Annotated in this window: 14 protein-coding genes; 13 read left to right on the top strand and 1 reads right to left on the bottom strand. The window is 65.1% G+C overall.

Translation table 11 applies throughout. The features are described from left to right. Positions 1-59 precede the first annotated feature (59 nt). The 12 genes from WN72_RS36550 (at position 60) to WN72_RS36495 (ending at position 10845) form a co-directional block, all read left to right on the top strand. A complete protein-coding gene (locus tag WN72_RS36550; protein WP_092212567.1) occupies positions 60-665 on the top strand; it encodes a chromate transporter in 606 nt (201 codons plus the stop codon). Further along, a complete protein-coding gene (locus tag WN72_RS36545) occupies positions 662-1192 on the top strand; it encodes a chromate transporter (protein ID WP_027560525.1) in 531 nt (176 codons plus the stop codon). Before WN72_RS36550 ends, WN72_RS36545 begins: the two co-directional genes overlap by 4 nt. Positions 1193-1287: 95 nt before the next feature. After that, positions 1288-2049 carry a tripartite tricarboxylate transporter TctB family protein gene (locus WN72_RS36540; RefSeq protein ID WP_027560524.1) on the top strand — a complete coding sequence of 254 codons (762 nt, stop codon included), beginning with the start codon at positions 1288-1290 and terminating at the stop codon, positions 2047-2049. Between the two features lie 7 nt (positions 2050-2056). After that, complete coding sequence (locus WN72_RS36535) at positions 2057-3571, top strand: tripartite tricarboxylate transporter permease (RefSeq protein WP_027560523.1); 1515 nt, start codon at positions 2057-2059, stop codon at positions 3569-3571. 148 nt (positions 3572-3719) lie between these two features. Continuing rightward, positions 3720-4703 carry a tripartite tricarboxylate transporter substrate binding protein BugD gene (locus WN72_RS36530; RefSeq protein WP_092212563.1) on the top strand — a complete coding sequence of 328 codons (984 nt, stop codon included), beginning with the start codon at positions 3720-3722 and terminating at the stop codon, positions 4701-4703. A 171-nt stretch (positions 4704-4874) separates the two neighbouring features. Continuing rightward, the gene (locus WN72_RS36525) at positions 4875-5669 is read left to right on the top strand and encodes a thymidylate synthase (RefSeq protein WP_027560521.1); all 795 of its coding nucleotides are present in this window, start codon (positions 4875-4877) and stop codon (positions 5667-5669) included. A 61-nt stretch (positions 5670-5730) separates the two neighbouring features. Continuing rightward, positions 5731-6216 carry a GNAT family N-acetyltransferase gene (locus WN72_RS36520; RefSeq protein WP_092212561.1) on the top strand — a complete coding sequence of 162 codons (486 nt, stop codon included), beginning with the start codon at positions 5731-5733 and terminating at the stop codon, positions 6214-6216. Further along, a complete protein-coding gene (locus WN72_RS36515) occupies positions 6216-6725 on the top strand; it encodes a dihydrofolate reductase (RefSeq protein WP_092212559.1) in 510 nt (169 codons plus the stop codon). Before WN72_RS36520 ends, WN72_RS36515 begins: the two co-directional genes overlap by 1 nt. A 159-nt stretch (positions 6726-6884) precedes the next feature. Continuing rightward, positions 6885-8021, top strand: coding sequence for an FtsH protease activity modulator HflK (gene hflK, locus WN72_RS36510; protein ID WP_027560518.1), 1137 nt, complete (start codon positions 6885-6887; stop codon positions 8019-8021). After that, on the top strand, positions 8018-8914 hold the full coding sequence (gene hflC, locus WN72_RS36505; protein WP_092212557.1) for a protease modulator HflC: 897 nt from the start codon (positions 8018-8020) through the stop codon (positions 8912-8914). The genes hflK and hflC overlap by 4 nt, the downstream gene beginning before the upstream one ends. 70 nt (positions 8915-8984) lie before the next feature. Further along, the gene (locus WN72_RS36500) at positions 8985-9191 is read left to right on the top strand and encodes a DUF2065 domain-containing protein (RefSeq protein WP_027560516.1); all 207 of its coding nucleotides are present in this window, start codon (positions 8985-8987) and stop codon (positions 9189-9191) included. A gap of 157 nt (positions 9192-9348) precedes the next feature. Beyond that, a complete protein-coding gene (locus WN72_RS36495; protein ID WP_092212555.1) occupies positions 9349-10845 on the top strand; it encodes a Do family serine endopeptidase in 1497 nt (498 codons plus the stop codon). A gap of 95 nt (positions 10846-10940) precedes the next feature. Here WN72_RS36495 and serB read toward each other — a convergent pair whose 3' ends face one another. Further along, complete coding sequence (gene serB, locus WN72_RS36490) at positions 10941-11846, bottom strand: phosphoserine phosphatase SerB (protein ID WP_092212553.1); 906 nt, start codon at positions 11844-11846, stop codon at positions 10941-10943. An 11-nt stretch (positions 11847-11857) separates the two neighbouring features. Between serB and miaA the strand changes: the two genes are divergently transcribed. Continuing rightward, on the top strand, positions 11858-12799 hold the full coding sequence (miaA, locus tag WN72_RS36485; RefSeq protein ID WP_092212551.1) for a tRNA (adenosine(37)-N6)-dimethylallyltransferase MiaA: 942 nt from the start codon (positions 11858-11860) through the stop codon (positions 12797-12799). Positions 12800-13245: the final 446 nt, after the last annotated feature.

The following is a 13245-nucleotide window of genomic DNA, read 5'->3' as shown; positions in this document are numbered from 1 at the left end:
TTCCGGACCGTCCGCCTCTGACCTTGGCCGCGCGGCCGCGGCCGTTCTAAGCTCCTGACATGCCCCCGGATTCAGCACCGGCCGTCCAAGAGCCGGATATCCCTGTCGCCCACGCCCCACCGCCCGGCTTGCTGGCGCTGTTCCTGGCCTTCGCCCGGATGTCGCTGGCCGGTTTCGGCGGGGTCTTGGTGTTTGCCCGCCACGCCATCGTCGACCAGCACCGCTGGATGACGGCGGACGAGTTCAACGAGACCTTTGCGCTCTGCCATTTCCTGCCGGGGCCCAACATCGTCAACCTGTCGATGGTGTTCGGCTCGCGCCTGCGCGGGATCGCGGGTGGCGTTGCCGCCTTCAGCGGGCTGCTGCTGCCGCCGACGCTGATCATGACCGTGCTCGCGATCATCTATGCCCGGTTCGGCGACGTCGAGGTGCTGCGCCGGATCCTCGCCGGCATCTCCTGCGCCGCGGTCGGCCTCCTGATCGCGGTGGTCCTCCGCATGATGACGCCGCTGCTGAAGCGGATGGATGTTGTGGTGCTCCTCCTGATGCTCGGCGTGTTCATCGCCATCGGCGTGCTCCGCTTGCCGCTCCAGGCGGTGCTGCTGGTCGCGATCCCCGTTAGCATCGGCGTCACATATCTGATGCGGCGGAAGGTAGCAGCATGAACAGCGAGAACCCGATCTGGGCGCTGATCTCCACCTTTGGTCTAATGTCGCTGTTCGCGGTCGGCGGCGCTGCGGCGGCGGTGCCGGAGATGCACCGCATCGCGGTCGACGTGCATCATTGGATGACCGACAAGCAGTTCGCCGACGCGTATGCGATCGCGCAACTCTCGCCGGGTCCGAACGTGCTTATTGTCACGTTAATCGGCTATGCCGTTGCCGGCATCCCCGGCGCTCTGGCGGCGACGCTGGCGATGTGCCTGCCGACCGCGTTGCTTGCCTATTATGTCAGCCGTCTCCTGAGCCGGCCCAGCCAATCGCGCTGGCCCGGCCTGATCCAGGCTGCACTGGTTCCGCTGTCGATCGGATTGATGGCAGCGAGCGCCCTGATCCTGGCCCAGTCGACCGATCGCACCGTTGCTGCACTGCTTCTGACCGCCATGGTTGCGGTGATCGCCTCGATCTCGCGCATCAATCCACTATGGCTTTTGCTCGCCGGCGGCCTGTTGGGTTTTGCTGGCATTGTGTGATGAAAATCGCTAGGCAGTGATGCGGCCCGGGGATCCCTTTCCAGCCGATTTAGAACAACAGTGCTCGTGACTTACGGGTCGCGGAGGAGACATGCATGGCCGATACGATGGGCCACTCAGCGACAGCCACCCGAAACACCTCGGTGGCGCTCGGCTTTTGCCTGCTGGCGATTGCGCCGCAGATTTTCGAATTCATCTGGTCGATCGGCACGATCTTCGGCTGGGGGGCGGGACGCGGCCCGGCCACCGTCCTGATCAGCCACGCCACCGCGCTGGTCGCGGGCGCGCCCGGTGCGCTGATCGGAGCAGTCGGCGGTGAGACCAAGAAGGCGTCATCCGATGTGCTGCTGGCGCTGATCTATTCCTATCCGATCTTCGCGGTGGCGATCGTCACGCTGTTCATGACCATCCGCTCGGCGCAGGACTATGTCGGCGGCGTCATTCTGATGGCGCTCGCCCTGTTTGCGCTGTGGGCTTCCAGTGATTTGCAGGGCATGCGCGGCTTCTCCTTCGGCGCAGGCACCGCGCCGCGGATGTTCGGCGGGCTTCTGGTCGCGCTGTCCGCTGGCATCGCCCTAACCGGCCTTCTGACGGACGGGGCGGGAATGTCGCATTATTCCTGGCGCGGGCCGTTGTTCGTGATGGTCGCGATCCTGTTCTTCGCGCTCGCGATCCGGCCGCTCGGCCTCGTGGTCACGGCCTTCGTCAGCTTCATGATCGCCGCGACCGGGTCGCATGAGACGCGGTGGCTGGAGGCGGCCATCGTCGGCGCCTGCCTGACGCTCGGCTGCGCGATCCTGTTCCCCTATGTGCTCGGACTACCGATGCCGATGTTCCCGCGTTTCCTGGTCCAGTGAGGGTGTGATGGATATCTTTGCCAACCTCGCTCACGGTTTTGCCGTCGCGCTCTCTCCCATCAACCTCCTGATGTGCCTGATCGGTGCCCTCGTCGGCACGCTGGTCGGCGTTCTCCCCGGCATCGGCACCATCGCAACCGTCGCGATGCTGCTGCCGATCACCTTCGGCCTGCCGCCGGTCGGCGCGCTGATCATGCTCGCCGGCATCTATTACGGCGCGCAATATGGCGGCTCGACCACGTCCATCTTGGTCAACATTCCAGGTGAGGCGACATCGGTCGTCACCGCCATCGACGGTCACCAGATGGCCAAGCAGGGCCGTGCCGGCCCGGCACTGGCGATCGCGGCGATCGGCTCGTTCTTTGCCGGCTGCGTCGCGACCGTTTTGATCGCCGTCCTCGGCGCGCCACTCACAAAGCTCGCGCTGGCGTTCGGTCCGGCCGAATATTTCTCGCTGATGGTGCTCGGCCTGATCTTCGCGGTCGTGCTGGCCAAGGGCTCGGTGCTGAAGGCGATCGCGATGATCGTGTTCGGCCTCCTGCTCTCGATGGTTGGTTCGGACATCGAGACCGGCGCCTCGCGCATGGCCTTCAACATTCCGGAGCTCGCCGACGGTCTCGGCTTTGCCACGGTGGCGATGGGCGTGTTCGGCTTCGCCGAGATCATCCGCAATCTCGACGCAGGCGCCGAGATGAACCGCGACCTCGTGCAGCAGAAGATCACCGGCCTGATGCCGACCAGGAAGGACCTGGTCGACTCGACGCCACCGATCCTGCGCGGCACCGTGCTCGGCTCGATCCTCGGCATCCTTCCGGGCGGCGGCGCGGTGATCGCCTCGTTCGCGGCCTACACCCTCGAGAAGAAGCTCGCGAAGGATCCGAAGCGGTTCGGTCGCGGCGCGATCGAAGGCGTGGCGGCGCCGGAAAGCGCCAACAACGCCGCAGCGCAGACCTCCTTCATCCCGCTGCTCACCCTCGGCATCCCGCCGAACGCGGTGATGGCGCTGATGGTGGGCGCGATGACCATCCACGGCATCGTGCCGGGTCCGCAGGTGATGCAGAAGCAGCCGGATCTCGTCTGGGGCATGATCGCCTCGATGTGGATCGGCAATCTGATGCTGATCATCATCAACCTGCCGCTCGTGGGCATCTGGGTCCGCCTGCTGCGCGTGCCTTACCGGCTGATGTTCCCCTCGATCGTGATCTTCTGCGCGATCGGCATCTACTCGGTGAACAACGCACCGGTCGACGTCATCCTCGCCGGCGTGTTCGGTCTGGTCGGCTACTGGCTGATCAAGCACGATTTCGAGCCGGCGCCGCTGCTGCTCGGCATGGTGCTGGGACCGCTGATGGAAGAGAACCTGCGCCGCGCGCTGCTGATCTCGCGCGGCGACTGGAGCGTGTTCCTGACGCGGCCGCTCTCGGCGGTGCTGCTGGCGATCTCGCTCGGCCTTCTGGTGCTGACGGTGTTGCCGACGCTGCGTGCCAAGCGCGACGAGGTGTTCACCGAGTCCGAGAACTGATCGCGTCCGCGCGGCCCTGCGTCCGCGCGGCGCCCTGCGTCCGCACGCCGCATTCGGAAGTCGAATCGACGTGTGTGATGTCTTCGTGACATGAAAATGCCGGCCCTTGTGGCCGGCATTTTTTTGTTTGTGTCCCGGGGAAAACGATATGACCTCTCTTCGCGCGCTTGCTACGGGCGCATGTGCTGCCGCGCTCGCATCGCTGTGCGCCTTTGTCGCACCGGCGAAAGCGCAAAGCTATCCGACGCGCAGCATCACCATGATCGTGCCGTTCGCAGCGGGCGGCCCGACCGACGTCATCTCGCGCATCGTCACCGCGCATATGGCGCAGACGCTGGGGCAGAGCATCATCATCGAGAACGTGGTCGGCGCCGGCGGCACCACCGCAACCACGCGCGCCGCACGCGCGACCAATGACGGCTATACGCTCATCACCGGGCATATGGGCACGCACGCGGCATCCGTGCCGCTCTATCCCAAGCTCGCCTATCATCCCGAAAAGGATTTTGAGCCGGTCGCGCTGCTCGCGGGCACGCCGATCCTGATCCTCGCACGCAAGGATTTTCCGCCGAAGGACCTCAAGGAGTTCGTGACTTACGTGAAGGCCAATGCCGAGAAGGTGAACGCTGCGCATGCCGGCGTCGGCTCGGTCTCGCATGTCTCTTGCGAGCTCCTGCACTCCATCCTCGACATCAAGCCGGTCGGCGTGCCCTTCAACGGCACGGGTCCCGCGATGAACGCGCTGGTGGCGGGACAGGTCGACTACATGTGCGATCAGATCGTCAACGCGGTTCCGCAGATCAACGCCGGCACAATCAAGGCCTATGCGATCGCAACGCCCGAGCGCAATCCGTCGCTGCCGAACGTGCCGACGACCGCGGAAGCCGGCCTGCCGAACTTCCAGGCCCAGGCCTGGAACGCAATGTTCGCGCCGAAGGGAACTTCGCCCGCGATCATAGCCAGCCTGAACGCCGCCGCCATCAAGGCGCTCGACGACGAGACCGTGAAGAAGCGCTTGCTCGAGCTTGGCAGTGTCATCCCGGCCCCCAAGGACCGGACGCCGGAAGCCCTGGCAACCCTCGTCAAGAACGAGATCGCGAAGTGGAGCCCGGTGCTCAAGCCGGCGACTTAACCAGCACTTTCAAGCCGATAGGCGAGGGGCGGGACTTAAGTTCCGCCCCTTGTCGTTTGCCGCGGGAACGCTCACCTTTTCCGGGTATAATCTGTGGGAGCAGCGAATCGCTGCTGTCGCAGCGCGGGGGCGGCCGTTAAGTTCGCCGCCTCCCCAAAGGCTCATTGGCACATGCACCAGTATCAGGACCTGCTCGAGCGGATTCTTTCAGACGGCGCCGAGAAGACAGATCGGACCGGCACCGGCACGCTGTCGGTGTTCGGCCATCAGATGCGATTCAATCTGTCCGCCGGCTTCCCGATGCTGACCACCAAGCGGCTGCCGCTGAAGGCGATCGTGCATGAGCTGCTGTGGTTCCTGAAGGGCGACACCAACATCAAGTATCTCAAGGACAACGGCGTCACCATCTGGGACGAATGGGCCGACGCCAACGGCGACCTCGGCCCGGTCTACGGCCATCAATGGCGCTCCTGGCCCACGGCCGACGGGCGCAGCATCGATCAGATCGCCAATGTCATCGAGATGATCAAGCGCACCCCGGATTCGCGCCGGCTGATCGTCACCGCCTGGAATCCGGCCGACGTCGAGAAGATGGCGCTGCCGCCCTGCCACCTGCTGTTCCAGTTCTATGTCGCCAACGGCAAGCTGTCGTGCCAGCTCTATCAGCGCTCGGCCGACGTCTTCCTCGGCGTGCCCTTCAACATCGCCTCCTACGCGCTGCTCACCATGATGGTGGCGCAGGTCACGGGATTGAAGCCCGGCGATTTCGTGCACTCGCTCGGCGACACCCACCTCTATTCCAACCATCTGGAGCAGGCGCGGCTTCAGCTGACGCGCGCGCCGCGCGCGCTGCCGGTGATGCGCATCAATCCCGATGTGAAGGACATCTTCTCCTTCCGTTACGAGGATTTCGAGCTCGTCGGCTACGACCCGCATCCGCACATCAAGGCGGAAGTCGCGGTCTGACGCATGATCCGGAAAAGTGTGCAGCGGTTTTCCGATATGATCATGCGGGCTCTTTAAAGCGATGTCTCTCAGCATCCGCCGCGCGCGCCCGGACGAGGCCGGGCTCGTTCTTGCCTTCATCCTCGAACTCGCCGAGTACGAAAAGCTTTCGCACGAGGTCGAGGCGACGGAGCAGACGATTGCGGAGGCGCTGTTCGGCAGCAACCCGCGGCTTTATTGCGCAATCGGCGAATGGGACGGCGAGGCTGTCGGCTTCGCGGTGTGGTTTACGAATTTCTCCACCTTCAGCGGCCGTCACGGCATCTATCTCGAAGATCTCTATGTGCGGCCGTCGCATCGGGGCAAGGGCCTCGGCAAGGCGCTGCTGGTCTATCTCGCCAAGGAATGCGTCGACAATGGCTGGTCGCGCCTGCAATGGGCGGTGCTCGACTGGAATGCGCCGTCGATCGCGTTCTACAAATCGCTCGGCGCGGTGATGATGGACGACTGGACGCTGTGCCGCGTCTCTGGTCCTGCCTTGAGGCGGCTTGCCGGGAGCGCTAACTGATGGAGATCGTCTTCGTCGTCGCGATCGCGGAGAACGGTGTCATCGGCGCCGGCAACGCGATCCCATGGCGGTTGAAATCCGACATGGCGCGCTTCAAGGCGCTCACCATCGGCAAGCCCGTGATCATGGGCCGCAAGACGTTCGAGTCCCTGCGTAGGCCGCTGCCGGGACGCACCAACATCGTGATCACGCGCGATGCGGATTATCGCGCCGCGGGTGCCATTGTCACGACATCGGCCGCGGATGCGGGCGATGTCGCGCGCGGCGATGCCCTGCGGCGTTCGGTCACTGAAATCGCGGTGATCGGCGGTGCCGAGATCTATCGGCAATGGCTCGATCGCGCCGATCGCCTCGAAATCACCGAAGTGCATGCGAGCCCCGAGGGCGACACGTATTTCGAGATCGACAAGGCGGACTGGGAGGAGACGGCGCGTGTCCGCCATCCTGCCGGTCCCGACGACGGCGCCGACTACTCCTATGTGACATATCGTCGGCGGTCGCCCCATTAACCGCTTTCGCCAATGTTTACATTGACTTTTTCGTGCCCGAGCATAGCTCGGAAGGCGGCGAGGGCTGCGTTGTAAGGGACCTGCCGGTCCCCTATAAAGCCGGACCGGACAATGCGGGCCGGGTTAGTTCTAGTCCCGGTCTGCCGAGGAGAGCGTCGAATGCCGTGGAAGAATCAGGGCGGTGGCCCATGGGGCTCGGGTCCGAAAGGACCATGGGGCACGGGCCCGCAACCGGTCGGGCCGAGGCCGCCGGATCTGGAAGACCTTCTGCGCCGCGGCCAGGATCGTCTCCAGCAGATCATGCCGGGCGGCTATTTCTCCGGCATCGGCATCACGCTGATCATCCTGATCATCGTTGCGTTCTGGCTGCTGTCGGGCTTCTTCCGCGTGCAGTCCGAAGAGCTCGGCGTCGTGCTGCGCTTCGGCAAGCACGTTCGCACCGTGCAGCCGGGCCTGAACTATCATCTGCCCTATCCGATCGAGACCGTGCTGCTGCCGAAGGCGCTGCGCGTCAACACCATCTCGATCGGCATGACGCTGATCGACGATCCGGCGCGGCGCGGCCGCTCCATTCGTGACGTGCCGGAAGAGAGCCTGATGCTGACCGGCGACGAGAACATCGTCGACGTCGACTTCACCGTGCTCTGGCGCATCAAGCCGGACGGGGTCGGTGACTTCCTCTTCAACATTCAGAACCCCGAAGGCACCGTGAAGGCGGTCGCCGAGAGCGCGATGCGCGAGGTGATCGGCCGATCGCAGATCCAGCCGATCCTGACCGGCGCGCGCAACGTCACCGAGCAGGGCGTGCAGGAACTGATCCAGAGGACCCTGGACGGCTACGGCTCCGGCATTCTCATCACCCAGGTGCAGATGCAGAAGGTCGACCCGCCGGGCGAGGTGATTGCTGCCTTCCGCGACGTCCAGGCGGCACGCGCCAATCTCGAGCAGCTGCAGAACGAAGCCCAGACCTACGCCAACCAGGTGGTGCCGCAGGCGCGCGGACGCGCGGCGCAGATCCTCCAGGCTGCCGAAGGCTACAGGGAGCAGGCGATCGCCGAGGCCAAGGGCCAGAGTGCGCGCTTCCTGAAGGTTTACGAGGAATACAAGAAGGCGCCCGACGTGACGCGTGAACGGATCTATCTGGAGACCATGGAGCGGGTGCTCGGCGGCGCGGACAAGCTCGTCTATGACGGCGGCCCCTCGGGCCAGGGCGTCGTGCCCTTCCTTCCGCTCAATGAATTGACGACCAAGCGGCCGCCGACCAGCGGCCAGCAGTCGGGCGGAGGCAACCGATGAGGTCTCCGGTCACAGGTATCGTCACGCTGCTCGCGCTCCTGCTCGTCGTGATCGTCGGCTACATGTCGTTGTTCACGGTGCAGCAGACCGAGCAGACCATCGTGCTGCAGTTCGGCCGGCCCGTCGACGTCGTCACCGCACCCGGCCTGCACTTCAAGGCGCCGTGGAATTCGGTGATCAACATCGACAAGCGGATCCTCGACCTCGAGAACCCGTCGCAGGAAGCGATCGCGTCCGACCAGAAGCGGCTCGTGGTCGACGCCTTCGCGCGCTACCGCATCAAGGACGCGCTGCGCTTCTACCAGAGCGTCGGCTCGATCCAGGCCGCCAACATCCAGCTCACCACGCTCCTCAACGCGGCGCTGCGCCGTGTGCTCGGCGAGGTCACCTTCATCAACGTGGTGCGCGACGACCGCGAGAAGCTGATGCTGCGCATCCGCGACCAGCTCGATCGCGAGGCCGACGGCTACGGCATCCAGGTGGTCGACGTCCGGATCCGCCGCGCCGATCTGCCGGAGCAGAACAGCCAGGCGGTCTATCTGCGCATGAAGACCGAGCGCGAGCGCGAAGCTGCCGAGTTCCGCGCCCAGGGCGGCCAGAAGGCACAGGAGATCAAGTCGAAGGCCGACCGCGAGGCGACCGTCATTGTCGCGGAAGCCAATTCGCAGGCCGAGCAGACCCGCGGCGCCGGCGATGCCGAGCGCAACCGCCTGTTCGCCGAGGCCTACAGCAAGGATGCCGACTTCTTCGCCTTCTACCGGTCGATGACCGCCTACGAGAACGGGCTGAAGGCGAGCGACACACGCTTCCTGCTGCGGCCGGGCTCGGACTTCTTCCGGTATTTCGGTAGCCCGTCCGGCAAGACGGCGACCGAGACGCCGGCGAAACCGTAAGCTAGACGAGGGCGGCAGGTCTGCCGCCCTGCGTCCACACAAGAACAGCACAACGGGAGGTTCCAATCCGATGAGGTCCATTGCGTTCGCCGACTTCCTCATCGGCCTAGGCATCCTGTTCGTGCTGGAAGGCTTGATGTTCGCGGCAAGTCCGAACTGGATGCGCAAGGCCATGAAGAGCGCCATCGCCACACCGGACAACATCCTGCGGGCGGTCGGGATCGGCTCGGCTGTGGCCGGTCTGATCCTGATCTGGGTTATGCGCCGCCCGGTTTAAGCGTCACGACAACGCCAAAGTGAAGGCGAAGAACCGGTTTTCGCCGTATTATTCCGGTCCTGAGGCCCGTTAAGCTCCGTGCTTGCGCCGTCCCCCCGTTCGAGCGCAGTCTTGGAGCCGAATTCTTGGCGCCGATTCCTTTTCTCTGGAGAAACCAATGACCGCTGCCACCATTGCCCCGACCCGCTTGCGTTTAGGGCTGGCCGCGCTCGCCGTCAGTGCATTCAGCGTGTTCGGCACGCCGGCTTACGCGCGTGGACCGGAGGGCATTGCCGACGTCGCCGAGAAGGTGATCGACGCGGTCGTCAACATCTCGACCTCGCAGACCGTCGAGGCCAAGGGCGGCGCCAACACCATGCCGCAACTGCCGCCCGGCTCGCCATTCGAGGAGTTCTTCGACGACTTCTTCAAGAACCGCAAAGGCCCCGGTGGCGGCAGCAAGGGCGGCGATAATGGCAGCGGGCCGCCGCGCAAGACCAACTCGCTCGGAAGCGGCTTCATCATCGACACGGCGGGCGTCGTCGTCACCAACAACCACGTCATCGCGGATGCCGACGAGATCAACGTCATCCTCAACGACGGCACCAAGATCAAGGCCGAGCTGGTCGGCGTCGACAAGAAGACCGACCTCGCCGTGCTCAAGTTCAAGCCGCCGAAGCCGCTGGTCGCGGTGAAGTTCGGCGACAGCGACAAGCTGCGCCTCGGCGACTGGGTGGTCGCGATCGGCAATCCGTTCAGCCTGGGCGGCACGGTGACTGCCGGCATCGTCTCGGCCAAGAACCGAGACATCTCCTCGGGACCCTATGACAGCTACATCCAGACCGACGCCGCCATCAACCGCGGCAATTCCGGCGGCCCGCTGTTCAACCTCGAAGGCGACGTCATCGGCGTCAACACTCTGATCATCTCGCCGTCCGGCGGCTCGATCGGCATCGGCTTCGCCGTGCCGTCGAAGACGGTCGCGGGTGTCGTCGACCAGCTGCGCCAGTTCGGCGAACTCCGCCGCGGCTGGCTCGGGGTGCGCATCCAGAGCGTCACCGACGAGATCGCCGAGAGCCTCAACATCAAGCCGGCGCGCGGCGCGCTGGTTGCGGGGGTCGACGACAAGGGCCCGGCCAAGCCCGCCGGCATCGAGCCCGGCGACGTCGTGGTCAAGTTCGACGGCAAGGACGTCAAGGACCCGAAGGACCTCTCCCGCGTCGTCGCCGACACCGCGGTCGGCAAGGAGGTCGACGTCGTCATCATCCGCAAGGGCGAGGAGCAGACCAAGAAGGTCACGCTCGGCCGCTTGCAGGATCCCGAGAAGGTGCAGGCCGCGGTGAAGACCGACGAGCCCCCGCCCGAGAAGCTGGTGACGCAGAAAGCGCTCGGCCTTGATCTCGCAGCGCTCAGCAAGGACCTGCGCTCGCGCTACAAGATCAAGGACAGCGTCAAGGGCGTGGTCGTCACCAATGTCGATGCCAATTCGGATGCGGCCGAGAAGCGCCTCTCCGCGGGCGACGTCATCGTCGAAGTGGCACAGGAGGCCGTCTCCAGCGGCGCCGACATCCAGAAGCGCGTCGACCAGCTCAAGAAGGACGGCAAGAAGTCCGTGCTGCTGCTGGTCTCGAACGGCGATGGCGAATTGCGGTTCGTCGCGCTGAGCGTGCAGTAACCTCATCTGTCATTCCGGGGCGGTGCGAAGCACCGAACCCGGAATCTCTAGGTTCCGGGTCTGGTGCTTCGCACCATCCCGGAACGACGACTGTGTCAGGTCTCCACGAACTCCTCGCGCCGATACCCCTGCGCATAAAGCAGTGCGGTGAGATCACCGTGATCGATCCGCGCCGCCGCAGCCGCGGCCACCGCCGGCTTGGCGTGATACGCAACGCCCAGTCCCGCCGCCTGGATCATCGCGAGGTCATTGGCGCCGTCGCCGACCACGACGGAGTCGATGTCGTCGAGATCGAACGATTCCATCAGATCCACCAGCGTCGCCAGCTTTGCCGCGCGGCCGAGGATCGGCTCCTTGACCTCGCCGGTGAACTTGCCGTCACGCACGACGAGCTCGTTGGCGCGGTTCTCCTGGAAGCCGATCTTCGCGGCGACCGCGCTGGTGAACAGGGTGAAGCCGCCGGAGACGAGGCAGGTATAGGCGCCGTGCTTGCGCATGGTCGCCACCAATTCGCGGCCGCCCGGGGTCAGCGTGATGCGCTTGGCCAGCACCTCGTCGACCACGCTGGCGGGAAGGTCTTTCAGCAGCGCGACGCGCTCGCGCAGCGCCGGCTCGAACTCGATCTCGCCGCGCATCGCGCGTTCTGTGATTGCTGCGACATGGGCCTTCATCCCGACGAGATCGGCGAGCTCGTCGATGCATTCCTGGCCGATCATGGTGGAATCCATGTCGGCGAGAAAAAGCTTCTTGCGCCGGAAGCCGACAGGCTGCACCACGATGTCGATCGGCAGGTCGCCGCGCAGCTCGCGGAGCCGCTGCTCGATGGCGTGACGGTCGCCTTCGAGGTTATCCTGCGCGCCGAAAGGAATATCGACCGCAACCCCGTCGAACAGCCAGTGCGCCGGTTGCGCTTTCGGCAGCACGGCGCGGGCGCCGTCGACGATGGTAGAGTCGAGCGCGGGATTGTCGGGGTTGCAGATCAGCGTGGCGACGAGGGACATTTGAGGTTTTCGTGAGCGAGGGACGTACGAGCAAGGCCGTGCTTATCGCAGGCCCGACCGCCAGCGGCAAGTCGGCGCTGGCGCTGGAGCTTGCCCTCAGCGCGGGCGGAATCGTCATCAATGCCGATTCCATGCAGGTCTACCGCGACCTCCGCATCATCACGGCACGCCCCACCCATGGCGAGGAGGCGCGCGCGCCGCACCGGCTCTACGGCCATGTCGATGCGGCCGTGAATTTCTCGGCCGGTGCCTGGGTGAGCGATGCAGCCAAGGCGCTCGAGGAGGCGCAAGCCGAAGGCCGTCTAGCGATTTTCATCGGCGGTACCGGGCTCTATTTCAAGGCGCTGACGGTGGGCCTTTCCGTGGTGCCCCCGATCCCTGCGCAGGTGCGCGAGGACGTACGGGCGCGGCTGGAGCAGAACGGCGTCGAGGCGCTGCATGCGGAACTCGCACGCCGCGATCCGCGTGCGGCCGAGCGATTGAACCTGCGCGACCGGACCCGGATCTCGCGCGCGCTCGAAGTGATCGAGGCGACCGGCCGCTCGCTGCTGGACTGGCACCATGAGGGCCAGCCGCCGCTATTGCCCAAGGACAGTTATCGTGCGGTCTTCCTCGCGCCCGAGCGCGACGAGCTCTATGCCCGCATCGATGCCCGCTTCGACGCGATGCTGGGTGCCGGCGCGCTGAAGGAGATCGAGCGGCTGGCCGCCCGCCAGCTCGATCCGCTGCTGCCGGCGATGAAGGCCCATGGCGTGCCGGCGCTGATGCGGCATCTGCGCGGCGAGCTCAGCCTGGAGGACGCCGCCGCGATCGGCCGCGCCGACACCCGCCACTATGCCAAGCGGCAATTCACCTGGTTCCGGCATCAACTCCCCGAATTCGAGTGGGTGAAGCTGGAGGAGGCGAGGGGATGGCTCGCCGCCGCCGTGAACGCGACGCGGGACGAGGAATAAGAGCCTCGCTCGATCGTCGTTCCGGGGCGCGCGCAGCGCGAGCCCGGAACCCATACCCCCAAGCGCTCGTGTGGCGACGGCATTCTGCGACCCCTCGGACCCCAGCGAGGCCTGTGGCTATGGATTCCGGGCTCGATGCTGCGCATCGCCCCGGAATGACGGGCTGACGCGCTTTTGTGTTCGGGTTCCCGCATTTACCTCTCGCCGAACCCCGGGAACACCGCTACACTTCCTAAATCGCGCGGGAACGGCCGCTTTGCCTTGACATCTAGGCTTTGGCCGTTATGTTTCGCGCAACCTTTGGGAAGCCGAGCGCCCGCCATGCGTAACATTATTACCAAACTCCTTATCGCCGTCGTACCCAGGCACACCGCCGGGGGTGGCTAGCTGCCATCCACAAGACAGGCGGTGTGCATGGGCCCTCTTCGGGGCCTTTTTTATTTCCC

Source organism: Bradyrhizobium arachidis, from assembly GCF_015291705.1.
Classification (GTDB): Bacteria; Pseudomonadota; Alphaproteobacteria; order Rhizobiales; family Xanthobacteraceae; genus Bradyrhizobium; species Bradyrhizobium arachidis.
This window is presented reverse-complemented; position numbering and strand designations above follow the sequence as displayed.

Bases quoted from the DNA above. Each gene is read 5' to 3' on its own strand.
- WN72_RS36550 (WP_092212567.1), top strand. From the start codon at position 60: ATGCCCCCGGATTCAGCACCGGCCGTCCAAGAGCCGGATATCCCTGTC.
- WN72_RS36545 (WP_027560525.1), top strand. From the start codon at position 662: ATGAACAGCGAGAACCCGATCTGGGCGCTGATCTCCACCTTTGGTCTA.
- WN72_RS36540 (WP_027560524.1), top strand. From the start codon at position 1,288: ATGGCCGATACGATGGGCCACTCAGCGACAGCCACCCGAAACACCTCG.
- WN72_RS36535 (WP_027560523.1), top strand. From the start codon at position 2,057: ATGGATATCTTTGCCAACCTCGCTCACGGTTTTGCCGTCGCGCTCTCT.
- WN72_RS36530 (WP_092212563.1), top strand. From the start codon at position 3,720: ATGACCTCTCTTCGCGCGCTTGCTACGGGCGCATGTGCTGCCGCGCTC.
- WN72_RS36525 (WP_027560521.1), top strand. From the start codon at position 4,875: ATGCACCAGTATCAGGACCTGCTCGAGCGGATTCTTTCAGACGGCGCC.
- WN72_RS36520 (WP_092212561.1), top strand. From the start codon at position 5,731: ATGTCTCTCAGCATCCGCCGCGCGCGCCCGGACGAGGCCGGGCTCGTT.
- WN72_RS36515 (WP_092212559.1), top strand. From the start codon at position 6,216: ATGGAGATCGTCTTCGTCGTCGCGATCGCGGAGAACGGTGTCATCGGC.
- hflK (WP_027560518.1), top strand. From the start codon at position 6,885: ATGCCGTGGAAGAATCAGGGCGGTGGCCCATGGGGCTCGGGTCCGAAA.
- hflC (WP_092212557.1), top strand. From the start codon at position 8,018: ATGAGGTCTCCGGTCACAGGTATCGTCACGCTGCTCGCGCTCCTGCTC.
- WN72_RS36500 (WP_027560516.1), top strand. From the start codon at position 8,985: ATGAGGTCCATTGCGTTCGCCGACTTCCTCATCGGCCTAGGCATCCTG.
- WN72_RS36495 (WP_092212555.1), top strand. From the start codon at position 9,349: ATGACCGCTGCCACCATTGCCCCGACCCGCTTGCGTTTAGGGCTGGCC.
- serB (WP_092212553.1), bottom strand. From the start codon at position 11,846: ATGTCCCTCGTCGCCACGCTGATCTGCAACCCCGACAATCCCGCGCTC.